This window comes from Segnochrobactrum spirostomi (assembly GCF_009600605.1).
GTDB lineage: Bacteria > Pseudomonadota > Alphaproteobacteria > Rhizobiales > Segnochrobactraceae > Segnochrobactrum > Segnochrobactrum spirostomi.
The window spans coordinates 147,771-170,836 of record NZ_VWNA01000002.1 but is presented as its reverse complement, the minus strand read 5'-3'; the positions used below and the strand labels follow the sequence as shown (position 1 = coordinate 170,836).

General features: G+C 69.3%; 26 protein-coding genes. 22 read left to right on the top strand and 4 right to left on the bottom strand.

The window, feature by feature from the left end; all coding sequences use genetic code 11:
* Positions 1 to 10 precede the first annotated feature (10 nt).
* From F0357_RS19355 to F0357_RS19300, 12 genes are all read left to right on the top strand, one after another.
* Positions 11 to 553: an Hsp20/alpha crystallin family protein gene (locus F0357_RS19355; RefSeq protein WP_208948482.1), complete on the top strand. Its 543-nt coding sequence runs from the start codon at positions 11 to 13 to the stop codon at positions 551 to 553.
* A gap of 2 nt (positions 554 to 555) precedes the next feature.
* The gene (locus F0357_RS19350; RefSeq protein ID WP_153487996.1) at positions 556 to 1,569 is read left to right on the top strand and encodes a hypothetical protein; all 1,014 of its coding nucleotides are present in this window, start codon (positions 556 to 558) and stop codon (positions 1,567 to 1,569) included.
* Positions 1,566 to 2,363, top strand: a complete 798-nt coding sequence (locus tag F0357_RS19345; protein WP_153487992.1) for a GvpL/GvpF family gas vesicle protein — start codon at positions 1,566 to 1,568, stop codon at positions 2,361 to 2,363. Before F0357_RS19350 ends, F0357_RS19345 begins: the two co-directional genes overlap by 4 nt.
* A 9-nt stretch (positions 2,364 to 2,372) precedes the next feature.
* The gene (locus tag F0357_RS19340) at positions 2,373 to 2,624 is read left to right on the top strand and encodes a gas vesicle protein GvpG (protein WP_153487988.1); all 252 of its coding nucleotides are present in this window, start codon (positions 2,373 to 2,375) and stop codon (positions 2,622 to 2,624) included.
* A 79-nt stretch (positions 2,625 to 2,703) separates the two neighbouring features.
* Entirely contained in the window at positions 2,704 to 3,048 is a 345-nt protein-coding gene (locus F0357_RS19335; protein WP_376767842.1) for a gas vesicle protein GvpO, read from the top strand.
* Between the two features lie 218 nt (positions 3,049 to 3,266).
* The gene (locus tag F0357_RS19330; RefSeq protein WP_246161773.1) at positions 3,267 to 3,590 is read left to right on the top strand and encodes a gas vesicle protein; all 324 of its coding nucleotides are present in this window, start codon (positions 3,267 to 3,269) and stop codon (positions 3,588 to 3,590) included.
* A complete protein-coding gene (locus F0357_RS19325) occupies positions 3,580 to 5,733 on the top strand; it encodes a CDC48 family AAA ATPase (RefSeq protein ID WP_153487981.1) in 2,154 nt (717 codons plus the stop codon). The genes F0357_RS19330 and F0357_RS19325 overlap by 11 nt, the downstream gene beginning before the upstream one ends.
* Positions 5,730 to 6,716 (top strand): GvpL/GvpF family gas vesicle protein, encoded by a 987-nt coding sequence (locus F0357_RS19320; protein ID WP_153487978.1) that lies wholly within the window; start codon positions 5,730 to 5,732, stop codon positions 6,714 to 6,716. Before F0357_RS19325 ends, F0357_RS19320 begins: the two co-directional genes overlap by 4 nt.
* Positions 6,717 to 6,767: 51 nt before the next feature.
* Positions 6,768 to 7,547, top strand: a complete 780-nt coding sequence (locus F0357_RS19315) for a GvpL/GvpF family gas vesicle protein (RefSeq protein WP_153487974.1) — start codon at positions 6,768 to 6,770, stop codon at positions 7,545 to 7,547.
* Positions 7,548 to 7,554: 7 nt separating this feature from the next.
* A complete protein-coding gene (locus F0357_RS19310) occupies positions 7,555 to 7,770 on the top strand; it encodes a gas vesicle protein (RefSeq protein ID WP_312861737.1) in 216 nt (71 codons plus the stop codon).
* A gap of 9 nt (positions 7,771 to 7,779) precedes the next feature.
* Positions 7,780 to 8,625, top strand: coding sequence for a GvpL/GvpF family gas vesicle protein (locus F0357_RS19305; protein WP_246161772.1), 846 nt, complete (start codon positions 7,780 to 7,782; stop codon positions 8,623 to 8,625).
* Complete coding sequence (locus tag F0357_RS19300; protein ID WP_246161771.1) at positions 8,561 to 8,764, top strand: gas vesicle protein K; 204 nt, start codon at positions 8,561 to 8,563, stop codon at positions 8,762 to 8,764. Before F0357_RS19305 ends, F0357_RS19300 begins: the two co-directional genes overlap by 65 nt.
* A 39-nt stretch (positions 8,765 to 8,803) precedes the next feature.
* On the opposite strand, the gene F0357_RS19295 is transcribed toward F0357_RS19300, so the two are convergent.
* The 3 genes from F0357_RS19295 to F0357_RS19285 all read right to left on the bottom strand — a co-directional run bounded on the left by F0357_RS19295 (position 8,804) and on the right by F0357_RS19285 (position 11,832).
* Positions 8,804 to 9,613 carry an NAD(P)-binding domain-containing protein gene (locus F0357_RS19295; RefSeq protein ID WP_153487968.1) on the bottom strand — a complete coding sequence of 270 codons (810 nt, stop codon included), beginning with the start codon at positions 9,611 to 9,613 and terminating at the stop codon, positions 8,804 to 8,806.
* 77 nt (positions 9,614 to 9,690) lie between these two features.
* Entirely contained in the window at positions 9,691 to 10,746 is a 1,056-nt protein-coding gene (gcvA, locus tag F0357_RS19290; RefSeq protein ID WP_246161770.1) for a transcriptional regulator GcvA, read from the bottom strand.
* Between the two features lie 12 nt (positions 10,747 to 10,758).
* Complete coding sequence (locus tag F0357_RS19285) at positions 10,759 to 11,832, bottom strand: LLM class flavin-dependent oxidoreductase (protein WP_153487963.1); 1,074 nt, start codon at positions 11,830 to 11,832, stop codon at positions 10,759 to 10,761.
* Positions 11,833 to 12,054: 222 nt separating this feature from the next.
* Here F0357_RS19285 and F0357_RS19280 point away from each other — a divergent pair, with 222 nt between their 5' ends.
* The 10 genes from F0357_RS19280 to F0357_RS19235 all read left to right on the top strand — a co-directional run bounded on the left by F0357_RS19280 (position 12,055) and on the right by F0357_RS19235 (position 21,330).
* Positions 12,055 to 12,786 (top strand): SDR family NAD(P)-dependent oxidoreductase, encoded by a 732-nt coding sequence (locus F0357_RS19280; RefSeq protein WP_153487959.1) that lies wholly within the window; start codon positions 12,055 to 12,057, stop codon positions 12,784 to 12,786.
* Positions 12,787 to 12,831: 45 nt separating this feature from the next.
* A complete protein-coding gene (locus F0357_RS19275; RefSeq protein WP_153487955.1) occupies positions 12,832 to 13,911 on the top strand; it encodes an LLM class flavin-dependent oxidoreductase in 1,080 nt (359 codons plus the stop codon).
* A gap of 58 nt (positions 13,912 to 13,969) precedes the next feature.
* Complete coding sequence (locus F0357_RS19270) at positions 13,970 to 15,205, top strand: branched-chain amino acid ABC transporter substrate-binding protein (protein ID WP_153487950.1); 1,236 nt, start codon at positions 13,970 to 13,972, stop codon at positions 15,203 to 15,205.
* A complete protein-coding gene (locus F0357_RS19265) occupies positions 15,202 to 16,296 on the top strand; it encodes a branched-chain amino acid ABC transporter permease (RefSeq protein WP_312861736.1) in 1,095 nt (364 codons plus the stop codon). The genes F0357_RS19270 and F0357_RS19265 overlap by 4 nt, the downstream gene beginning before the upstream one ends.
* 67 nt (positions 16,297 to 16,363) lie before the next feature.
* Complete coding sequence (locus F0357_RS19260) at positions 16,364 to 18,031, top strand: branched-chain amino acid ABC transporter permease (protein WP_153487946.1); 1,668 nt, start codon at positions 16,364 to 16,366, stop codon at positions 18,029 to 18,031.
* A complete protein-coding gene (locus F0357_RS19255; RefSeq protein WP_153487942.1) occupies positions 18,024 to 18,899 on the top strand; it encodes an ABC transporter ATP-binding protein in 876 nt (291 codons plus the stop codon). Before F0357_RS19260 ends, F0357_RS19255 begins: the two co-directional genes overlap by 8 nt.
* On the top strand, positions 18,896 to 19,615 hold the full coding sequence (locus F0357_RS19250; RefSeq protein ID WP_153487938.1) for an ABC transporter ATP-binding protein: 720 nt from the start codon (positions 18,896 to 18,898) through the stop codon (positions 19,613 to 19,615). The genes F0357_RS19255 and F0357_RS19250 overlap by 4 nt, the downstream gene beginning before the upstream one ends.
* Positions 19,612 to 20,178, top strand: coding sequence for a flavin reductase family protein (locus F0357_RS19245; protein WP_246161769.1), 567 nt, complete (start codon positions 19,612 to 19,614; stop codon positions 20,176 to 20,178). Before F0357_RS19250 ends, F0357_RS19245 begins: the two co-directional genes overlap by 4 nt.
* Before the next feature lie 17 nt (positions 20,179 to 20,195).
* Positions 20,196 to 20,954: an SDR family NAD(P)-dependent oxidoreductase gene (locus F0357_RS19240; RefSeq protein WP_246161767.1), complete on the top strand. Its 759-nt coding sequence runs from the start codon at positions 20,196 to 20,198 to the stop codon at positions 20,952 to 20,954.
* Between the two features lie 7 nt (positions 20,955 to 20,961).
* Positions 20,962 to 21,330 carry a VOC family protein gene (locus tag F0357_RS19235; protein WP_208948481.1) on the top strand — a complete coding sequence of 123 codons (369 nt, stop codon included), beginning with the start codon at positions 20,962 to 20,964 and terminating at the stop codon, positions 21,328 to 21,330.
* 18 nt (positions 21,331 to 21,348) lie between these two features.
* On the opposite strand, the gene F0357_RS19230 is transcribed toward F0357_RS19235, so the two are convergent.
* A complete protein-coding gene (locus tag F0357_RS19230; RefSeq protein ID WP_246161810.1) occupies positions 21,349 to 23,040 on the bottom strand; it encodes a glycerol-3-phosphate dehydrogenase/oxidase in 1,692 nt (563 codons plus the stop codon).
* Between the last annotated feature and the right edge of the window lie 26 nt (positions 23,041 to 23,066).

The window sequence follows — 23,066 nt, the reverse complement described above, 5'->3', positions numbered from 1 at the left end:
GGAGGCGTCCATGACCGGCCCAGACGACAAGAAGGACGGCAAGCCGTCCGGCACGGCGGAGCCCGGCAAGGCCGAAGCCATGGCCGATATCGGTGCGATGTTCCGCGGATTGGGCGGCCTCGTCGAGATGCTCGGCTCCCTCGTCGAGCAGGCGGAGCAAGTCGACAAGAGCGGCGAGTTCAAGGTGAAGGGTCTCGGGGACCAAGCCCGCGGCGTCTACGGCTTCAGCGTCAAGACCGGACTCGGACGGGTGCCGCAGGTGCGCCGGTTCGGCAACATCAGCCCGACGCCGCGCGGCCCCGTGGTCGACGATGTCCGAGAACCCCTCGTCGACCTCTACGACGAAGAGGACGGCCTCGTCGTGACCGCCGAACTCCCCGGCGTCTCGGAAGAAGAGATCGCGCTGACGATCGAGGACGGCGCGCTGCTGCTCGAAACCAAGGGGCGCCACCGCTACGCCAAGCGCATCGAACTCCCCGGGGTCGTGGACGCCGCGTCGCTCGAACACAGCCACCGCAACGGCATCCTCCAGGTCAAGCTGCGGAAGATCTGACCATGACGCAGGTCGAGACGGGAGCAAGCACCTTCGAAGTCGGCGCGGTCAAGGTCCGCGTCGTCACGAACTGCGCCGTCGATATCTCGGCTGCGGTGCGTGCCGAGCGCAATGTGGTGCGCAAGCTGGTCGATCGGGGATTGTGGCCGCACGAGACGGTCACGCTGTTCGTCCTCGACGACCTCGCCCCGCTCGCCGGCCATCTGCGTGAGCGGGGCGGAGTGATGGACGAGGCCGCGCTCCGCCTGCCCCAGCGCCCGATGGTCAACGTCTACGATCCGCGTCACCCGGTCGAGTGCTTCATCTTCGTCAATCGGCAGATGATGGTGGCGGAAGGCTACTGGGACGACGCCGTCGCGACCGAGGGTCTGCTCGCCCACGAGCACGCCCATCCGCTTTCCGAGGCGCGGGCGACGGCCGCCGCGCGCATCCTCGGCGTCGAGGCCGACGGGCCCGAGGCGTTGCGGCCACTCGCGGTGCAGCTCGGCAAGACCCTCTCGGTCGGGGCGGTGTCCGAGCTCCTCGCGAACGCCTTCTGCATCGCCAACGGCTTCGCGGACGAGCTCGCCCACGTCGACCGCATCACCCTCGACCGCGCGGCGGCGAACCTCTCGCAGCGCGGCGAACTCGAGCGCCGGGTTCGCGCCGCCGTCGCGGCGGGGAACCTGCCGCCGCAGAATGCCGGGACGCTCCTTCTCCTGGCCGACGCGCAGATCGGCCTGCCGTTCGCCCTCGAGGTGGCGCCGTTCGCGACGACCGGCCACCGCACCCTGTTCGGCGAGCTCGACGCCCGCCTGGTTGGACGCGTCCTGTCCGGCATGGCGGCGCCGCTGCTGCCGCTCTACCGCACGGTTCAAGCCACCTATGTCGCGCTCGACGGCAACTGGGGGGCGGCGGCCGTCGAGAGCTGGTGCGCCGACATTCTTGCCACGCTGTCGACGCACCTGTCCGACGCGGGCGCACCGCTCACGCTCCGGCTGGTGTCCGGCCCGCGCACCGAGGGAGACGATCGATGACCGCTTCGCACGCGATGACGGCTGCGCAAGGCGCCGCCCAGGACGAACCCGAGGGCAAATATCTCTACGCCATCATCGGCGCACCGGCGCCGACGAAATTCGAGGCCGCCGGCATCGGCGGTCGCGGCGACCTCGTGCACACACTCTCGGTCGGACCGCTCGCGGCCGTGGTGAGCGACACGCCGCGCATCGAATATGACAGCAACCGCCGCAACATGATGGCGCACACCAAGGTCCTCGAAGAGGTCATGGCGGGATGCACCGTGTTGCCGGTCTGCTTCGGATCCGTCGCCGCGGACATCGAAGCCATCACCAACAAGGTGCTGATCGAGCGCCGCGACGAACTGATGCTCCAACTCGGGATGATGCGCGGCCGGGTCGAACTCGGCCTCAAGGTATCCTGGCGCGAAGACGTCATCTTCGAGGAAGTGCTCGACGAGAACCCGGCGATCCGCCGCGCCCGCGACGCGCTCATCGGCAAGTCGCCGGAGAAATCGCATTTCGAGCGGATGCGGCTCGGCGAGCAGATCGGCCAAGCCCTCGAACGCAAGCGCGTCGAGGACGAGCAGCGGGTGATGGACCGGGTCCGCCCCTTCGTCCACTCGGCCAAGCTTTCGAAGCCGATCGGCGAGCGCATGGTCTTCAACGGCGCCTTCCTCGTCGAGGCCGACCGCGAGCCGGAACTCGACGCGTGCGTCCGCGCCATGGATGCGGAATGGGGCAACAGGCTGACCTTCAAATATGTCGGCCCTGTCCCGCCCTACAATTTCGTGTCGCTCAAGATCCATTGGTAGGAGGCGAATATGGGGCTCATCACCGACGTCGCATTCGCGCCCGCAACGGGTCCGCTGAAGGGGCTTCTGTGGCTCGCCAAGGTCATCGCCGACCAGGCCGAGCGCACCCTCTACGACGAGAACGTCATCCGCGCGGGCCTCGCCGACCTCGAACAGCGGCTCGAAACCGGTGAGATCAGCGAAGCGGACTACGAGGCGGAAGAAGAAATTCTGCTCGGGCGGCTGAAAATCGCCCGCGAGCGCATGCGCAGCGGCCAATAACGCGAAGGCCGCCGGCCGCGAGGCCGGCGCGCGGCCGAGCCGCGGCACAAATCCCGGCGCGGCGCGAGCGCGCGGCGCCGTGAACCCGACCGACACCGACGACACCGTCGGCGCCGGCCGCCCCCGATCCCCGCCTGACGGCGGACAACAAACGAGGCGAGCCATGCCGTCGACCCTGGAACTGATCCGCAAGGTCAAGAACGAATTGCACGAACTGACCGGCTTCACCGCCGACAGCGTGTCGGAGGTCAACGCCACCGAGGACGGCTGGGAGATCATCGTCAACCTGCTCGAGCTGAAGCGCATCCCGGCGTCGACCGACCTGCTCGCGGCCTACCGCATCACCCTCGACCGGGACGGCAACGTGGTCGGCTACGCCCGCGTCCGGCGCTATCTGCGCGATCAGGTGATGGAAGAGGCCTGAGCGGATCGATCGCCGAGGCCGGGTCCGACGCGATCGGGGCCGGTCGCTGGGGCCCGCCGGCTCGCTTGCGGGACAGGGTCGTGCGTGCGTGATCCGACCCCTCCGAATAATTCGAAGACGTTCATGCCGACCAGAGAATACTTAAATTTCTGATCGTTCCATTTTTTGACGACGACTGCGCCGAAAGCTGCAGCTCGAGGCGATGAGAGGACTGGGTGATGGCCGAACAGCGTATGGAGCATTCTCTGCAAGCCGCCGGCCTTGCCGACATTCTCGAGCGTGTGCTGGACAAGGGCATCGTCATCGCCGGCGACATCTCGATATCGCTCGTCGAAGTCGATCTGCTCAACATCCGTCTTCGTCTGGTCGTCGCCTCGGTCGATCGCGCCATGGCGATGGGCATCAATTGGTGGCAGGCCGACCCGCACCTCAACGCCCAGGCCCGCGAGCTCCAGGAAGAGAACCGGATGCTTCGGGAGCGGCTCGACAAGCTGGAGCACGCGCTCGCCACGACAAGTCAGGAGATCGCCCATGTCGGATGATGGGACCGGTCTTGCCTTCCGCGTCAGCGAAGCACCCTCGCGCGATGTCGGTCGCGGCCTGATCAGGCTCGACCCGGAGGACATGAAGCGCCTCGATCTCGAGATCGGCGACGCCGTCTCCATCGTCGGCCGGCGCACGACCGTCGCCCGCGCGATGCCGGCCCATGCAGGTATGCGCAGGCAGAGCCTCGTCCAGATGGACGGGCTGCTGCGCCTCAATGCGGGGGCGAGCCTCGACGAGACGGTGACGCTCCGGCGCACGACGCTCGCCCGGGCCCGCTCGCTCACCCTCTCCCAGGTCGGCTCCGGCGGCCGGCCCCAGGATACCCGCTCGTTGCTGCGGCATCTCGACGGCATTCCCTTCGTCGTCGGCGACCGCATCCGGATCGGCATCGCGGGCGGTCAGATGCGCGAGTTCATGGTCGAGGCCTGCGACCCGGCCGGTCCCGTGACCGCGGGTCCGGACGCCCATGTCGGCTTTCTCGACGGCACCGCGCGCAGCAGCGCGATCACCTACGAGGACGTCGGCGGCCTGCGCAACGAGGTGCGCCGCATCCGCGAGATGATCGAGCTTCCGCTCAAGCATCCGGAAGTCTTCCATCATCTCGGCATCGATCCGCCGAAGGGCGTGCTGCTCTGCGGCCCGCCGGGCACCGGCAAGACGTTGATCGCCCGCGCGGTCGCCCAGGAAGCCAACGTCCACTTCATCCACCTCAACGGCCCCGAGATCATCGACAAGATGTACGGGGCGAGCGAGGCGCAGCTCCGCCGCATCTTCGACGAGGCCCAGAAGCAGGCGCCGTCGATCATCTTCATCGACGAGCTCGACGCCATCGCGCCGAAGCGCGAGGAAATGAGCGGCGATCGGCAGGTGGAGCGGCGCGTCGTCGCCCAGCTTCTCGGACTCATGGACGGGCTGCAATCGCGTGGGCAGGTCATCGTCATCGCGGCGACCAACATCCCGAACGCGATCGACCCCGCGCTGCGCCGTCCCGGCCGCTTCGACCGCGAAATCCTCGTCGGCGTGCCGGACGAGGACGGCCGCCGGGAGATACTCGAGATCCACACCCGTGGGATGCCGCTCGCCCCCGATGTCGATCTGTTCCGCCTGGCGTTCCTGACCCCCGGCTTTGTCGGCGCCGATCTCGCTTCGCTCTGCCGCGAGGCGGCGATGTCGGCGCTGCGCCGGCTCGTCCCCGACGTGAACTTCGAGAACGGGCGCATTCCCGAGGAGAAGCTCGCGGCCCTCACCGTGACCGCGGACGATTTCCTCGTAGCCCAGGCGAGCGTCCAGCCAAGCGCGCTGCGCGAGATCGTCACCCAGGTCTCGCATAAGAGATGGCGCGACGTGGGCGGCCTCACCGACGTGCGGCGCATGCTCGTCGAGGCCGTGGAGTGGCCGATCCGCCACGGCGATCTCTTCGCCGCGGCGGGGATCAGCCCGCCCAAGGGCATTCTCTTCTACGGCGCGCCCGGCACCGGCAAGACGCTGCTCGCCAAGGCCCTCGCCGGGGAGAGCGGCGCCAACTTCATCGCAGTGAAGGGCCCGCAGCTCCTCTCGATGTGGGCCGGCGAATCCGAGCGTGGCGTGCGCGAAATCTTCCGCAAAGCGCGCCAGACCGCCCCCTGCATCGTCTTCTTCGACGAGATCGACACCCTGACGCCGAGCCGTGGCGGCCTCGGCAATGCCATGACCGACCGCGTCGTCACGCAGTTCCTGACCGAGATCGACGGCATCGAAGATCTGCGCGGCGTCACCGTGCTCGCCGCCACCAACCGCCTCGATCAGATCGATGCGGCGCTCTTGCGGCCGGGCCGGTTCGACCTCCTCGTCGAGTTCCGGGCGCCCGATCTCGAAACGCGGCGTGCCATTCTCGACGTCCATGCGCGCCGCATGCCCCTCGCCGAGACGGTCGATCTCGAAGCGCTCGCCGAGGCGACCGCCGGCCTCGTCGGGGCCGACCTCGAAGCCTTGTGCCGACACGCCGGCCTCGCCGCGATCCGAGAGATCGTCGCCGAAGCAACCGGCGACGGGCCCGCACCGACGCTCAGGGTCGAGCCGCGCCATTTCGACGACGCCGTCCGCGCGATGCGCCGGAGCGCGCACGGCCGCGACGTTCAAAGAGAGGATGTGGCAGGATGACCGAGCTCCTCGTCTTCGCCGTGATGCCGAAGGGCACGCTCTCGCGGGCGGATCTGCCGCGCGACACGGGTCTTCCGACCGCGCTCCGCCTGATCGAAGGCGACGCCTATTCCGCCGTCACTGGCGACGCCCCCCCGGGCGGGCTCGCCGGCCTCGAGCGCAGCGCGATCCTGCCGTGGCTGCTGGCCGGCCAGACGGTGATGGACCATCTCCGGCGCCACGGCTGCGCCCTACCGGTTTCGCTCGGCAGCCTCGCGGAGGACGAGATGCGCCTCGCACAGGCGCTGCACCGCGGCGCACCGGCGCTCGACGCCGCCTTCGACATGTTGGGCACCCGGCAGGAAATGAACCTCGCCGTGCGGTGGCCCGTCGAGACCGTGGTCTCGGAGGTCGTCGCCGCGTTCCCGGCCGCTCTGCGCGACCGCGCCGCCGCCGGCACCGGCGACGCCCTGGACGCGGTGGCGACACGCCTCGGCGAAGAGATCACCGTCCGGCGGAAGCGGATTCGCCAGCGCGTCGTGGAGCGTCTGGAAGAACTCACCGAGGACATCATCGAGACCCAACCGTCCGATCCGGCCGGGGTCGTGGATGTCGCGCTCCTGCTCGAACCGAGCGCCGAGACCGCCCTCGATGCCGTCCTCGAAGAGCTCGACGGCGAGTTCGACGGCCGCCTGACTTTCCGTCTCGTGGGTCCGCTCGCCCCTTACAACTTCGCCTCGGTCCAGCTTCACCTGCCGGCGCGGCACGAGATCGCCGCGGCGCGGGCGCTGCTCGGCGTCGGCGAGGACGATCCAGAGATCAAGACGGCGTACCGGCGGGCCGCGCTCGGCGCGCATCAGGATCTCGCCCTGAGCCGCGGCGACGTCGAGGTGGTGGAGGCCGCCGGTCCGGACCGGATGGTGGCGATCACCGCCGCCTATCGGACGCTGCTGGCGGACGCCGAACCGATCTCGATCCGGCGCCAGGAGGCGGTGCGGGACTAGCCCTCGTCCGCGCTCCAGCGAACGGCGGCCGACGACTTCAGGGGCGGGATCATGCTCTATACATACGCGATCATCGCCGATTACGAACCGCGACAGGCCGAGAGCCTCATCCGCATCGGGATCCTGCCCGACGCGCCGCCGCGCTGCTATCGCCACGGCACACTCGCGGCGGTCGCGAGCGAGGTCCCGGCCTCCGAGTTCGGCCCGGAGGCCCTGCCCGCCCGCCTGTCCGACGCGGAGTGGACGCGCGACCGCGTGCTCGCGCACGAGGCGGTCGTGACCGACTTGCTCCAGGCTGCGACTGTGCTGCCGATGAAGTTCTGTACCCTGTTCTCCGGCGAGCCCGCGCTCTTCGCCGCGCTCGACGACCATGGGGATCGTCTCCTCGCCGCCGTCGCGCGCTGCCGCTCCGCGCGGGAATGGGGTGTCAAACTCTTCTTCGATCCGGAGCGGGCCGAGCAGGCAGACGCGGCGACCGTGTCTCTCTCCGCAGGTGCCGGGGCCGCCTTCTTCCGCCGCAAGCAGGAGGCGCGGGCGAAAAGCCAGGCCGACGAGACGCGGCTGGCGGAATGCGTCGCCGATGTCCACGAGGCGCTGGCGCGCCGCGCCCGCGACGCCGTTCTCAACCCGCCGCAGCCGCCGGCGATCCATCGCCGCCGCGGCCGCATGGTGCTCAATGCGGCCTACCTCGTCGGAACCGACGAGGAGATCGGCTGGCACGCCGCGATCGAGAACATGACGGAGCGCTGCGCGCGCGACGGCCTCGGCTGTGAGCTGACCGGGCCCTGGGGTCCGTATAATTTCGTGGGGGGCGGACTTGTCGGGGCCTGATCGGATCGTGCCGAGCACAAGCGGCGAGATCGCCATTGCCGACCTGCTCGATCGCGCCCTCCACAAAGGGCTCGTCATTTGGGGCGAGGCCACCCTTTCGATCGCCGGCATCGACCTGGTCTATGTCGGCGTGAAGCTCATTCTGGCCTCGACCGACACCATGCAGCGCATGCGGGACCACGCGAACGCGCCGCCGCCGGAGCGCGGCATCAAGGCCGAATGAGCCCGCACAATGCTGTACCTCTATGTCGTTCTCGCCGCACCGCCGCCGACCAAGCCCCTCCCGATCGGCATCGCCGGCGCGCGCCCCTTCTTCGTCGAAGCGGCCGGGCTCGCCTGCGCAGCGAGCGAGACCGACATCGGGGCGGTGGCGCCCGAGCCCGCCAACGTGCTGCGGCATCAGGAGGTGGTGGAGGCGCTGATGGGACCCGCCGCCGTGCTGCCGCTCCGCTTCGGCACGCTGGTCGAGGATCGCGAGGCCTGCGTCCGGGTGCTCGAACGGCAGGCGGACGCGGTCAAGGCGGTGCTCGAACGGATCGACGGTTGCGTCGAGTTCGCGCTGCGCATCGCCGGCTTCAGCGAGGCCCCGCCGGCCTTGACCGAGATTCGCGGCGAGGGGCGCGGCGCGGCCTACATCAAGTCTCTCGCGAGCCGCCAGCTCAGTTGGCCGGCGTCGAGCGAGACCTTTCCCCACGACCGGCTCGCTCAACACACCGTGGACCGCTTTCTGTGGCCGCGCTCGGCGGCCCAGCCGGACTTGCGCGCCTCGTTCCTGGTCCGGCGCGCCGATGTCGCGGCCTTCCTCACCGACGTCGCCGCGTTCCGGCAGGTCCGTTCCGATCTCAGCCTGAGCTGCACCGGGCCCTGGCCGCCTTATTCCTTCTCGGACCCGAACCTCTGGGGGCCCCGCTGTGAGCAGACCGATCGTCTCGAGCCTGTTGACGGACGCCCTCGACGGGCGGATCTCGCTCGACCCCGAACGCGTCGAGCAGGGCCTCGTCCGCCTCGTCCTGATGCTGGTCGAGACCTTACGCCAAGTGGTCGAGCAGCAGGCGATCCGCCGCGTCGAGGGCGGTAATCTGACGGAAGAGGAGGTCGAACGCCTCGGCCTCGCCTTGCTGCGGCTCGAGCAGAAGATGCTGGAGCTGCGCAAACAATTCGGCCTCAGCGACGACGACCTCGCCCTCAAGCTCAACATCCCCCTCGACACGCTCTGACGCGACCGCGCGGGCCCCATTCGGCCGCCCCAGGCCCGCTCAAGGCTTCGGCGCCGGCGTCTCCGCCCGTGTCAGCTTGTGCGCCTCGGCGAGATCGAGGGCGCGCACGGCTTCGTCGAACCAGCCGACCGACTCGAGATGGGTGCGCGCCCGCTCGTTCAGGCCGCCTTTCGTCTCGTGATGGGTGGGGTCGAGCGGCTCGCCGTCGCGGATCGAGGCGAGCCCGACCTCGGCGAGCCCGGCGAACAGCGAGCGGACATAGAGCGTCGCCGGCTCGCTCGCCATGCCGCGGCGCTCCAGCCAGGCGATCACCGTGTTCTGCAGCCGGAAATGCGACGACATCACCGCACTGCCGTTCGCGATGGCGACGAGATCGGCCTCCCGGTCGGACACGATGAGATCGCCGAGGTCGCGGAACAGGGCCTCCACCACGGGCTCGGCCGGCACCATCATGATCGGCCCCTTGCGGAAGCGGATCGGCGGCAGCGGGTTGATCCGCACCACCCGCGCCACCGGCGCGACCTTTTCCCGGACGACGGCGAGCGGCACGCCGGCGAGGAAACTGACGACGATCTGATCCGGGCGGAACGGCAAGCCGGCGAGCGCGTCGTCGAGTTGGGTCGGTCGGATCGCGAGGAAGACGATGTCGCTCTCGGCGACCACGTCGGCCGCACGATCCAGTACCGTGACGTTGGAATAGGCTCCGGCGAGGGCACGGGACCGCTCCTCGGACCGCCGCGTCAGGCGGATTTCGAGCGGGTCCGCGGTGGCCCCGCCATGCGCCGCTTCGAGGCCGTGGACGACGGCGGCCGTCAAGGCTCCCGTCCCGATGAAACCCAGGCGCGGCATGGCAGATCTCCAGAGGGCGCGCCGAATGGCGCGCGAGGCAAGAATGGCAGGGCGGAGCGGGTGAGCGTGGACGCCCCTCAGAGGGACTGGGCGCCCTCCAAGCGGATCCACCGCCGGAATTCGGCGACGACCGGCTTCTCGGAGAATTCCGGGCTCGTCAGAACGTGATAGCCGTCTTCGGTCTCGATCTCGGTCTCGAAGGGGCGGACGAGGCGGCCGCTCTGCAGATCCTGCTCGACGAGCAGATGGCTGGTGAGCGCGATGCCCTGGCCCTGCACGGCGGCGTCGAGCATGAGCCCAGCATCGTTGAAGAACAGGCTTTCGTCGAAGGCGAGGCCCGGCGCCCCGGCGGCGCTGAACCAGGTCGCCCAGAGGCTCGAATTGACGGCCTGCAGCAGCGTGTAGCGGGTGAGATCCTGGGGGCCGGTGAGCGGCGGCCCTTCGCGCAGGAGGGTCGGGCTGCACACCGGAAAGAGCCGTCCGCGGCCGAGCGGCTCGGCCCGGACGCCCGGCCAGCTTCCACGCCCCCAGCGGATCGCGATGTCGATGTCCTGCCGGTCGAAATCGACCGGGTCGCTGGACGCGAGCAACGTCACCTTGATCTGCGGATGCAGTTGCATGAAGCGCTTGAGACGCGGCACCAGCCAGCGCGAAGCGATCGACGGAAGCGCGTTGACGCAGAGCACCGCCGGCGCCTTCGGATCGGCGATGCGGTCGCAGGCATGGGCGAGCAGGGCCATGGATTCGCGCACCGCGCTCGCGAGCGAATTGCCCTCGCGGGTCAGTTCCACCCGGCGTGGCAGGCGGCGGAACAGGCGCACATCGAGCAGGTCTTCGAGTTGCCGGATCTGCTGGCTGACAGCCGATTGGGTGACGCAGAGTTCCTCCGCCGCCGTCGTGAAGCTGCCGTTGCGGGCGGCGGCGTCGAACACACGGAAGAGATTGAGCGGCGGCAGGCGGTGGGGACGGCGGCTCGCGCGCCCCGCCACCGCATCGTTGACCGGGTCGACCATCGGGACGGCTCCGTCGTTCGGCAAATCCGCATGCGGCAGGGCGGCGCTCGGCGACGCGGGATCGGACGGATCGAGGCCCGCATCGGTGTCGGTGAGCCGGGCACGATCCTGCGGTTTCATGGCCAGCCTCCCTTACGCCGCATCCTTGAGATCGACACCGCGCAGCTCGAGCAGGCCTTCGAGTTGCGGAATCACGTCGCAGCCGAAGCGCTCGATCGAGGCGAGCGTCTCGCGCCGGCCGATGCCCGCGAATCCCATGAAGCAGGAGAGATGCGTCGGCTTCAGCGCCTCGATCTCCTGGCGCAGCTTCTCGGCGCAATAATCGGCCGGCCCGATCACCGCATTGTCGAGGAAGTCGTCCAGCGGCGGCTCGTCGTTGAGCGGCATCAGGCGCAGGAACGGCCCATCACGGGTCGGCGCCGTGGTCGACAGCGGCACCGCGGCGCGGGCGAGATCGCGCACGCACCGCGCGGCGTGGCGGGCATCGTTTTCGTCGTCGGTGACGTAAATGTAGCGTTGCACGGCAAGCGGCATCGTCGCCGGGTCGCCGCCCCCGGCGCGCCAACGCTCTGCGATGAGATTGCGGAACGCGACCGCCGCCGCGAGCCCCCGATGACCGAAGCTCATGAAGGGAGTGTGACCGTTGCGGGCGGTGCGCGCCACCACCTCCGGGTGGCAGCTCGCCACGAAGACTTCCGGCATGGCGAGCCCGAACGGGCGCATGGAGAGCTCGGTGCGCGGGATCTGATAGAAGGCACCGTGATAATCGACGACGCCGGAGGTCATCCCCTGCTCCAGGATGTCCCAGGCTTCCAGCATGATGTCGTGGCGCTCGTGGGGATCGACGCGGTAGCGCTCGAATTCGTGGGGCTGATAGCCCGAGCCGAGGCCCAAGGTGAGCCGGCCGTGGGTCAGGAGGTCGGCGAACGCCGTCTCCTGGACGAGGCGGACCGGGTCGTAGAACGGCAGCGCGAGCACCGCCGGCCCGAGCCGGATGCGCTTGGTCTCCGCAGCACAATGGGCGACCATGAGGAGGGAGGACGGGCAGATCGAATGGTTGGTGAACTGGTGCTCGGCGAACCAGCCGACGTCGAATCCGAAATCCTCCGCCATCCGGACGGCGTCGATCGTGGTGCGTAGCACCGACGCCGGCGAGGTATTTCGGTCGTAGAGCCCCATCAGGCTGAACAGGCCGAGTTTGACCATGACATGCCTCCTGCCCAAAGAACGCTACGGTCTGCCCGATCGGTGTGCAAATTAGCTGTTCTTATTCCGCAAGAAGCTCAGCTTCTCGCAAGTCGAGCCGGGGCTTGCCGCTAATCCATCCAGTAGAATTGATCGTTTGCACCGAAGCCGCTCCGATTGAGACAGTGATGCCATAGAGACGCGCAAACGGCGTCCAGGGGAACACGGAGTCTCGGAACTTCCATGAGCGGGCAGAACGTCATTGTTACGGGCGGCGCGAGCGGATTGGGCAAGGCAGTGTGCCTCGGGCTCGCCGCCCAGGGCGACCAGGCCATCGTCCTCGACCTCAACGCGGCCGCAGCCGAGGCCGCCGTTGCCGAGATCCGGGCTGCGGGGGGCGAGGCGTTCGCCGTGATCGGCGACATCACCCGCCGCGAAAGCGCCGCGGCTCTGTTCGCGGAAGCGGTCGCCGGTGCCGGCCGCATCCACGGGCTCGTCAACTGTGCCGGCGTCTATCCGCGCCGGCCGATCCTCGAGATTTCAGACGACGACTGGGATTTCAGCTTCTCGGTGAACGTGAAGGGGCTCTACCACGTCTCCGTCGCGGCGATCGAACACATGAAGGCCAACGGCGGCGGGCGCATCGTCAACGTCGCCTCGATCGACGCCTTCAAGGCCCATCCGAAGAACATGCACTACGCGGCCATGAAGGCGGCGGTGGTGAGCCTGACGAAAAGCCTCGGCGTCGCCTTCTGCGCCGACGGCGTCCTCATCAACGGCGTCGGGCCGGCGGCGATCGCGACCGACAAGGCACGCGCCGGCGGCTTCCTGCCCGAGCTCATTGCCCAGGCGCCGATCGGCCGCGCCGCGGAGCCGGACGACATCGCCGACGTCATCCTGTTCCTGCTCTCCGACAAGAACCGCTACATGGTCGGCGAGACGATCGCCGTCAGCGGCGGCTATTTCATCCCCTGATCCGCTCCTATCGCTGAAAACCGCCAACACAAGGCGCCGACCGTCATGCATTTTGGTCTCTTCAACCTGATGGGGCTTCGCGATAACCCGGGCGGGATCGCGGGCGTCATCGACGATACGCGTTCCATGGTGAAGCTTGCCGAGGATATCGGCTTCGAGATCGCCTGGTTTGCCGAGCACCATTTCACGAATTATTCGATCAGCATCTCGCCGATCATGACGGCGGCGCACATGGCCGGCCACACCAGCCGGATCAAGCTCGGCGCCGGCGTGGTGGTGCTGCCGCTCTATCATCCGATGCGCATCGCCCAGGAGATCGCCTTCCTCGACCAGGCGAGCGGCGGACGGGCCGTGCTCGGCGTCGGCACCGGCTATCAGGCCTACGAATTCGAGCGCTACGGCGCCGACGTGACGAAGAAGACCGAGATCTTCCTCGAATATTGGACGATCGTGGAGAAGGTGCTGGCCGAGGGACGCGTCTCGTTCCAGGGCCAGCACATCTCGGTGCCGGATTCGGCCATCACGGTGCGGCCGCTGCAGAAGCCGATGCCGCCGGTCTATTGCACCTCGCCCCACCCGCCGATCCTGAAGGCGATCGCGAAATGGGGCGGCGTGCCCTTCATCACCGCGGGCTGGCGGGGCTCTCCGGCGCTGTTCGCCATCGCCGAGCAGGTGCGCTCGGCCTGGGTCGCGGCCGGGCTCGACGGGCCGACCATGCCGGTCGCCCTGCAGCAATATATCCACGTCACCGACAGCCGCGAGGAAGCCCTCGAAGCCGGCGAGCGGGCCCGCTACGTCGGCCGCATGGTGCATGGCCTGCGCACCTCGCAGCTCGCGCTCGACGGCTCCTTCGTCATCGCGCCCGCTCTCCCGGACGAACCGCCGCTCGAAACCTTCGTCGACAACCTGCTGATCGGCGATCCGCATCATGTCGCGGAACGGCTCGTCGCCGAGATCCGCCACCTCAATCCGTCCCATTACAACTGCTTCTTCCAGTTCGGGGACATGCCCGTCGCCCGCGCCCGCCGGGCGCTGGAGCGGTTCGGTGCCGAAGTGCTGCCGCTCGTCGAACGGGAGGTCGGACCGCTCGCCAAGATCGGCACGCCGTCGGCGATCGCAGCCTGAGACCAGAAGACGACGGACCGTCCAACGAGGCGGCCGCGCAAACCAGAAGGGGTTGACCATGGTGAACAAGAGCGCTCGTGCCTGGGCGCTCGCCGCGGCCTTGCTGGCCTCGACGAGCGTCCACGCCGAAACCGTCGGTCCGGTGACCGACGATCTCGGCGTCGTTGAAATTCCGAAGGGCCAGCCGATCCTGATCGGCGGCTATTCCTCGCAGTCCGGCGGCGACACCAACCAGGGTATCGACGAACTGCGCGGCGCCGAGATCGCGATCGGCGATGCCGGCGGCTCGGTGCTCGGCTTCCCCGTCAAACTGATCGGCGAGGACGCGCAATGCACCGCCGAGGGCGGCCAGACGGCCGCGAGCAAGCTTGCGGGCAACCGTCAGATCGTCGTCGTGGTGGGGCCGAGCTGCTCGAGCGGCGCCCGGGTCGGCGCGCCGATCCTGTGGAATGTCGGCATCTCCAGCATCGCTTTCGGCGCGACCTCGCCGGCGCTCACCGCGCCCGATCGGCCGGACGGCTTCAAGGGCTTCCTGCGCTCGGTGCCGAACGACCTGAAGAGCGGCCAGTTCACCGCCGCCTACGTCTACGACAAGCTCGGGCTCAAGACGGCTGCGACCATTCACGACGGTAGCCCCTATACCGAGCAGCTCGTTCAAGCCTTCGCCAAGGATTTCACCGCGAAGGGCGGCAAGATCGTCGCCGCGGAGGCGATCTCCCCCTCCGATACCGACCTGCGCCCGGTGCTGACCCGCATCGCCCAATCGAAGCCGGAGGCGATCTTCAGCCCGGTCTTCGTCTCGAGCATCGGCTTCCTGTTGCGCCAGAAGCAGGAGGTGCCTGACCTCAAGAACACGCTCATCATCGGTGGCGAAGGCACCTTCAGCGCCAACACCATCGAGGCGGCCGGGCCGTCCATCGTCGGCTTCCGCATCGTCGGGCCGTCGACCGACCTCTTCTCCAGCCAGTTCCCGAAGTTCGTGGAGAAGTTCAGGTCCGAGTACGGCGAGGCGCCGATCGGCGGGTTCAGCGCCTACGGCTACGACGCGACGCTGCTCGCGCTCGACGCCATCAAGGCGGTGGGCAAGACCGACGCGGACGGCAACCTCTATATCGGCCGCAAGGCGCTGCACGACGCGCTGATGGCGAGCAAGGGCGTCTCCGGCCTCACCGGCACGCTGACCTGCGACGCCAACGGCGATTGCGGCGCCGCCACCTACGCCATCTGGGAGTTCGTCAGCGACGATCCGTCGAGCTTCTCCCCGGGCACCAACCCGAAGCGGATCTATCCGTGACGGCCGCAGCCGAGACGAAGGCGCCGGGCCCACTCTCCGAGTGGCTCCGGCGCTCGACCTGGGTCGATCATATCCTGCTCGCGATCCGGATCGTCGTCGCCCTCGTCGTCCTCGTCGGTCTCGTCGGCAGCATCGCTGCCGACACCTACTCCGCCGAGAGCTGGATCTCCTTCATCGTCTTCGGGCTCACCATCGGCAGCGTCTACGCGCTGATCGCGCTCGGCTACACGATGGTCTACGGCATCCTGCGGATGATCAACTTCGCCCACGGCGACGTCATGATGGTCGGCTCGTTCGCCGGTCTCTTCGCGGCGAACGCCCTCGCCGGTGCCGGGGTGACGAGCGCCCTCCCCCTTCTTGCCTTGCCGCTCATTCTCGCGGCGGGGATGGCGGCCGGCGCGCTCGTCTCGATCGGCATCGAACGGGTCGCCTATCGGCCGTTCCTCCACGTCCGCTCGCTCGCGCCGCTCATCTGCGCGATCGGCCTCACCTTCATCCTGGAATATTCGGCCCGCGGTCTGTTCGGCACCCGCAACCGTGCCTATCCCGGCTTCGGCTGGATGGAGGGCTCCGTCGTGGTGTTCGGCATCACCCTGCAGATCGTTCAGATCATCGCATTCGCGGCGGCGATCGTCATGCTCGCGGGCCTGCTCGCCGTCGTCCGTCTCACCCCGCTCGGCAAGGCGATGCGGGCCGTCGCCGAGGATCGCGACGCGGCCGCCCTCGTCGGCATCGACGTCGCCCGGGTCATCGTGGCGACCTTCGCGATCGGCGGCGCGATGGCCGGCGTCGCCGGAGTCCTCTACGCCCTGGTGTTCAAGCAGATCACCGTCTTCATGGGCTTCTTTCTCGGCGTGAAGGGATTCGCCGCGGCGATCCTCGGCGGCATCGGCAATCTCGGCGGCGCCATGCTCGGCGGGCTGGTGCTCGGCCTCGCCGAAGCGCTCGGGCCGGCGCTGCTCCTCGAAGGCTTCCATATCCCGGCGCCGTACCAGCTCAAGGACGTCATCGGCTACGGCATGCTGGTGCTGGTGCTGATCTTCCGTCCGCAGGGCCTGCTCGGCGAACGGCTCTCGACGAAGCGCGCATGATGCCCCGCCCCCGTCCCGACGACAGGCGCGCGGCCCGCGCCGAAACGGATCGAAAGGGTCTGACGCCATGACCTTCGCTGCCGTCACCAGTTCCTACCGCCTGGAGCGCCGCCGCGGCGGTGCGCTCGCGGAAGCGCTCCGGATCGGCCTCTTCGGCGGCCTCGCCGCGATCGCATTCGCGCTCGTCGGCGCCTACACGATCATGGACGGGCGCCCGGTGATCGAGGGCGTGCTGACGCTCGCCCAGACGGTCCTCGTCACCATCGGGCTCGCGACGGGGGCGTTCGGCGCCCGGGCCGCGGGGGCCGCGCCGGCGGCGACGCGCCTCGCCCACGGCGCAGCGGCCGGGCTCCTCGCCGGGATCCTGCTCGCGGCCCTCGTCCTGCTGGTCTCGTCCGTCAATCTGCGCGCCACCCTGGTCGCCGCCAGCCCCGCTTTGGTGCGGGCGCTCAGCTTCGGCTTGGGGCTCGCCTCCACACGGGCGCTCGCCTGCCTCGCCGTCGGCGGGGCGATGCTCGGGCTCGCGGGAAGCGTCCTGACCGTGCTGCCCCCGGTCGCCCGGCGTGCGGTCGTCGCGGGTCTGGCCGCGGCGGTCGCGGCGGGCCTGTTCCGCGACGTCTTCGCGAGCATCCTCGACAACGTGCCGGGGCTGCGCGGCCTTGAATCGGCGATCTTCGGCTTCTCCGGCGTCAATCCCGCCGCCGCTGTCGTACTCTGCCTCGCCGCTGCGGCCCTCAGCGTCGGCCGCAGCGCGCTGCGCGGACGCGCTCTCAGCGAGCGGAGCATCGCCCTGCGCAAGCGGATCGGCCTCGCGCTGATGATCGTGGCGATCCTCGCCCTGCCGCTCGTCACCAACGCCTTCGTCGCCCAGGTGGCGATGCTCGTCGCGCTCTACATCCTGATGGGGATGGGCCTCAACATCGAGCTCGGCCTCGCCGGCCTCGTGGACCTCGGCTTCGTCGCCTTCTTCGCCGTCGGCGCCTACACGGTCGCGCTGCTGTCGTCCAACACGCCGTTCGCCATCGCCCACGTTTCGTTCTGGATCGCGCTGCCGATCGCCGTCGCCCTCGCCGCCGTGGCGGGCCTCCTGTTCGGCCTGCCGGTGCTGCGGGTGCGTGGCGACTATCTGGCGATGGCGACGCTCGGCCTCGGTGAGATCGTGCGCGTCCTCGTCCTCTCGGACGCGCTGGCGCCGGTGCTCGGGGGCTCGCAAGGCATCATCGAGATCGCCCGACCGCGGATCGGCGGCCTCGTGCTCAACACGCCCGCCGACCTCTATTATCTCGCGTTGGCGATCGCGGCGATCGTCGGGCTGGTCTCCTGGCGTCTCCAGCATTCGCGCATCGGCCGGGCCTGGCTCGCGGTGCGGGAGGACGAGGACGTCGCCCAGGCGCTCGGCATCGACCTCGTCGCGATGAAGCTCCTCGCCTACACCGTCGGCGCTGCCTTCGCCGGCGCGGCGGGTGCGGTCTTCGCCGTGCTCATCGGCTCGGTGTTTCCCCATTCCTTCCAGCTTCTCGTCTCGATCAACGTGCTCGCGATCCTCGTCATCGGCGGGCTCGGCAGCCTGCCCGGCGTCGTCGTCGGGGCGATCGCGCTGATCGGCCTGCCCGAGTTGCTGCGCGAGTTCGGCGAGTTCCGCTACCTGTTCTATGGGCTCGCTCTGGTCGCGATGATGCATCTGAAGGCCGAAGGCCTGTGGCCGGCCCACGCCAAGGAGACGTCTCATGTCTGACGTCCTCGCCCACCCGAGCCGGGGACCGGCGTCCGAAACGCTCCTCGACGTTCAGGGGCTCGGCAAGAGCTTCGGCGGCCTCGCGGCAGTGCGCCGGGTCGATCTCTCGGTCGCCCGCGGCAGCGTGCACGCCATCATCGGACCGAACGGGGCCGGCAAGACGACGGTGTTCAACTGCATCACCGCGTTCGTGAAACCGAGCGCCGGCATCATCCGTCTGGACGGTGCGCGCATCGACGGATTGCCGGCCCATCGCGTGGCCGCCCACGGCGTCGCGCGCACCTATCAGAACGTCCGGCTGTTCGAGAGCATGACGGCGATCGAGAACGTGCTCGTGGGCGAGCACCGCCGCCTCAAGAGTTCGTTTCTCGGCGTCGTCCTGCGCACCCCGGGCCACCGCGCGGAGGAAGCCGAGGCGCGCGAACGGGCGCGAGCGATGCTCGATTTCGTCGGCATCCCCCATCGCGCCGGCACGCTCGCCCGCAACATGCCCTATGGCGACCAGCGGCGGCTCGAGATCGCGCGGGCTCTCGTCGGACAGCCGAAATTGCTGATGCTCGACGAGCCCGCGGCGGGCATGAACCCTGCCGAAGGGCACGCGCTCGTCGGCCTGATCGAGCGCATCCGCTCCGATCTCGGCGTGACCGTCATCCTGATCGAGCACCACATGCGCGTGGTGATGGCGATCGCCGACCGCATCACCGTCTTCGACCAGGGTGCGGTCTTGGCCGAGGGCCGTCCCACCGAGATTCAGGCCGACGAACGGGTGATCACCGCCTATCTCGGCCGCCGGGCGACGGCGGCGGAGGTCGAGGCGGTCGAACATCTCTCGGAAGAAGCGAGCATCGCGGAAGCGGGGGCGGCATGAGCGTCAACCTCCAAGTCTCGAACCTCACCGTCACCTACGGCGCGATCGCCGCGGTGCGCGGGGTCAGCTTCTCGGCCGCCGCCGGAGAAATCGTGACGATCGTCGGCGCCAACGGGGCCGGCAAGACGACGGTGCTCAACGCGCTGTGCGGCCTGCGGACCATCGGCGGCGGGGCGATCGTGCTCGACGGCGAGGACATCACCGCGCTGCCGCCCCACGAGCGGGTCCGCCGCGGCATTTCCCAGGTGCCGGAGGGACGACGCCTGTTCGGCCGCATGACGGTCGCGGAAAATCTCGAGATCGGCGGCTACACCCGCAGCGATCGCGCCGAGAAGCGGCACGATCTCGACCATGTGCTGGAGCTCTTCCCGCGCCTCAAGGAGCGCTATCGCCAGCTCGCCGGCACGCTCTCCGGCGGCGAACAGCAGATGGTCGCGATGGGGCGAGCCTTGATGGCGCGGCCGCGCTTTCTCCTGCTCGACGAGCCGACCATGGGGCTCGCCCCGCAGATCGTCGATCTCGTGCTCGAGTCGATCAAGCGGGTGAACCGGGAGGGCGTCACGATCCTGCTCGTCGAGCAGAACGCCTACCGGGCTCTCGAGATCGCCGACCGGGCGTTCGTGCTGGAATCGGGGGAGATCTCGCTGACCGGCCCCGGCGACGTCCTGCTGAACCACCCGCAAGTGCGCAGCGCCTATCTGGGATTCGACGGATGATGGCTTTCCCGGCTGACCTCCATTCCCTCAACCCGTTCGATGCGCCGCCGTCGCAACCGATGCGCAGCCCCGTCGAGGCCGATCTGTTCCGCGCGGCGATGCGCGAGCTCGCCGCCGGCGTGACCATCATCGCCACCGGGTCCGGCGACGGCCGCCGCGGTCTCACCGCGACCGCCGTCTGCTCCGTCTCGGCGGACCCGCCGACCCTGCTCGTCTGCGTCAACCGCTCCACCGAGGGCCATGCCGCCATCGCGGAAGCCGGCATCTTCAGCGTCAACGTCACCGCGGCGCATCATCGCCCGCTCGCCGACCGGTTCGCCGGCCGTCACGGGGTGCGCGGGGCCGAGCGCTTCGAGGCCGGCGCCTGGACCGTGCTGGAGACCGGTGCCCCGATCCTCACCGACGCCGTGGCGGCGTTCGATTGCGTGGTGGCCCGCACCGTCGATTGGACCACCCACACGATCTATCTCGGCGCCGTGGTCGCGGCCCGCGTGGCGCCGGAACGGGCCGCCCTGCTCTACCGCTCCGGCGCCTTCGCCGACCTTCCCGCGCCCGCCGCCTGAGCCGCCGGGGAAACGCCATGATGACGGACCTCGGCGGTCGCCTCGCGATCATCACCGGTGCCGGATCGGGCATCGGGCGCGCCATGAGCGCGGCCTTCGTCGCGGCCGGTGCCCGGGTGTTCGCGGTCGACTTGTCTGCCGAACGCCTCGCCGAGACGGCGGCATTGATCGACGCGCCGGACGCTTTCGCGACCCATGTCGCCGACGTCAGTCAGGCGGGGCCGATCGACGCCATGATGGAGGCGGCCGAGGCCCGCTTCGGCCCGGTCGAGATCGTCTGCAACAATGCCGGCGTGCTCGATCGGATGATGCCGGCGGACGAGATCCCGCTCGCCCTGTGGGACCGTGTCGTCGCCGTCAACCTCACCGGTCCGTTCCTCGTCACCCAGGCCGCCCTGCCCGGCATGCTGGCGCGCGGACGGGGCGTCTTCGTCAACACGTGCTCGATCGCGAGCTTCCAGGGCGGACGCGGCGGCGTCGCCTATACCGCGAGCAAGCACGGCATTCTCGGCCTGACACGGGCGGTCGCCGCCACCTATGGAGATCGCGGCATCCGCTGCAACGGCATCGCGCCGGGCTCGGTGAAGACCGAGCTCGCGGCGGGCGCCGAACCGTCCGCGGCGGGCTGGGCCCTGCGCCAGAAGGGTCTCGCGACGCGGCCTCCGCAGGCCGGAGCGGACGACATCGCGCCGACGGCGGTCTTTCTCGCCTCCGACGCCGCTCACTACGTCAACGGTGCCTGCCTCGTCTGCGATGCCGGCTGGACCGTCTATTGAGGACATCATGCCGGTCATTCGCCTGCAGAGTGCCTATCTCGTCGTCGACGACATGGCCGAAAGCCGCGCCTTCTACGAGGATATTCTCGGCCTGAAGCTCAAGTTCGCCGATGCCGCGCGCTGGACCCAATACGACTGCGGCGGTGCGAGCTTCGCGCTCGGCGACCGCTCGGAGGGGCCTGAAGAGGCCCGCGGCGCCACCATCGTGTTCGAAGTGCAGGACCTCGAGGCGATGACGACGCGCCTGCGGGACGCCGGTACCGCGCTCGGTCCGCTGCGCGACATGGGAGCCCACGGCCGGGTGCTGACCGTCGCGGATCCGGCCGGCAACCTTTTTCAGCTCTTCGAGCGCGCGACGCCGGCCAAGGCGGGTTGAGCCCTCGACGTCGACTCCTCAATCGAGGGCGACGTCATGGCGACTTGCAAGGATCGTCCGCGTCTCGGCGATCTCCTCGGCGCGGCGGGCGGGGCTCCAGCCGAGGCGGCGGGCGGCGAGATCGGCGAGCTCGTCGAGGAGGGCCGTGGTCATGCGGCCGGTGATCGAGAGCGTCGTGCGTCGCAGCGCCAGATCGGCGAGGCGGCCGACATGCTCCTCGACGAGGATGAAATCGATCTCACCCTCGACAACGTCCGGCGCATGGACGAGAGGACGGCGGAGGCCCGTTTCCGCGATGTGGCGGGCGATGCGGCTCGCCCGCGTCCCATAGCGGCGAAACAGGCCTTCGGCCAAGGCCCGGTCGATCCCCGCGTCGCTTGCGATACGGCCGATCAGGGCCGCCTCGCCGGCGGCGTCGCGGGGATAGTCACGACCACCGCCGATCGCCATCTCCCGGGTCGAGGCGCGGCGCGAACGGCCGAGCCGGCCGAGCACCATGTCGGCGACCTCCTCCGCATAGCCGCGGAAGGTCGTCCACTTGCCGCCCACGAGCGACAGGATCGGAAACGGACGAGCGCCCGCAGGTTCGAGCACCGGCGTCGCGTGGTCGCGGCTGATGAGGCCCGGGTCCTTGGCGTCGGAGGCGGGCAGCGGGCGGATGCCGCTATAGGTGTAGACGATCTGGCTGCGGTCGAAGGTGAGCTTCGGCAACAGGCGGCGCAGGCTGTCGAGCAGATAATCGGTCTCCACCGCCTCGCAGCGGACGCTGTCCGGATTGTTCGCCTTGATGTCGGTCGACCCCACCATGGCGAGGCCGAGATATTCGAAGACGAGGCAGATACGGCCGTCGTCCGCCTCGAAATAGATCATGCGGCCCTTGAGCTCGCGCAGGAGCGCATCGTGGCGCAACAGGAGATGCGAGCCCTTGGTGCCGCCGATCATCTTGGACGCTTCGCCGAAGGCGGCGTTGACGCCGTCGATCCACGGACCCGCGGCATTGACGACGATCGCCGGCCGCAGGGTGAAGCGGGCGCCCTCGTCGAGCGCGCTCGTCACGGTGACGCGCCCGTCCGGCGCCATCGCGACGCGGGCGTGGTTGACGGCGACGGAGCGCGGGCTGTCGGCGAGGCCGTCCTCGATGAGTTCGAGAACGAGGCGCTCGGGATGGGTGACGGTCGCGTCATAATAGGTGCCGGTCGCCACGATCGCCGGCGTCAAGGCGGGCAGATCGCGCAGCGAGCGGGCGCGGCCGGCCATGCGGTGCGTCGGCATCACGCGGTGGCGCGCGCCGTAGAAATCGTACATCGCAAGCCCCGCCTTGATGAGCAGCGCGCCGCGGCTGCGCGGCGCCGTCTTGGAGCCCAGCAAAGTCCTGAGAGCCGCGGTGACGCCCTTGGTCCAGGAGAAGATCGGGATGAGGGTCGGCAGCGGGCGGACATAATGGGGCGCATTGCGCAGGAGCAGGTTGCGCTCCAGCGTGGACTGGGCGACGAGGCGCAGTTCGCCCGTTTCGAGATATTTGATGCCGCCGTGGATCAGCCGCGACGGCGCCGCACTGGTGCCGCCGCCGAAATCGCCCTTGTCAGCGATCACGACGCTGAGCCCCTGGGCAGTGAGATCGCGGAACAGTCCCGCGCCGTTGATGCCGGCCCCGACGATGAGCACGTCGACCGCCGCCTCGGCTCCGAACGCCGCCACCCGGCCGGCCATCTGCGACGGCCACGGGGCCGCCTCGC